This window comes from Streptosporangium carneum, from assembly GCF_027922005.1.
GTDB classification, from domain to species: domain Bacteria; phylum Actinomycetota; class Actinomycetes; order Streptosporangiales; family Streptosporangiaceae; genus Streptosporangium; species Streptosporangium carneum.
Genome location: NZ_BSEV01000145.1, coordinates 1 through 545, shown reverse-complemented (window position 1 = coordinate 545; position 545 = coordinate 1). Strand labels below are relative to the sequence as shown.

Sequence of the window (545 nt, the reverse complement as noted above, 5' to 3'; positions counted from 1 at the left end):
CGTCGATCCCTATGACATCCTGATCGGCTTCGGCGCCTCCTCGATCTCCGAGGCTCCGCAAGGCTATGCCCAGAACATCCCCGATCCGGCCCGCTATGCCGAGGCGATGGTGTCCGATGGCTCGGCCATTGTGCGCGGCACCGCCCGGTCCTGGCGGGAAGGGCGGATCGGCGAGCGCATCATGCAGCTCCTGTGCACCTTCGACATTCCGCTGGATGGCGACCTGTTCGACCCGGGGCGGCAGTTTCGCGCCGGATGCCTCGACAGCGATCGCGGATGCGACAAGCGCCCGCAATTGCGGTTCTGCCGCCCGGATCGCCTCGACACCGGTGAATTCCAGGCGCTTTGCCGCGCGCGAATTGGGGCCCTGTTCGCGCAGGATGCCGTCCGGATCGTCAACCAGCGCGCCCTTGAAGAACATCAGCGCCAGGAAGTCCTTCATCGGCTGCATGATGGCGATGTTCTCGCCGGCATGAGCATAGCAGGGCTTGGCCCATTTCAGTGCCTCGTCGAGGCCGCTATCGAGCAGGACGGGCCGCAGGGCC

Annotated in this window: 1 protein-coding gene; it reads right to left on the bottom strand. The window is 66.1% G+C overall.

What is annotated here, in order from left to right; all coding sequences use genetic code 11:
* A partial coding sequence (locus PKF00_RS45040) for a hypothetical protein (RefSeq protein WP_369011208.1) occupies nt 1-460 on the bottom strand: 460 nt, incomplete at its 3' end.
* Nucleotides 461-545: the final 85 nt, after the last annotated feature.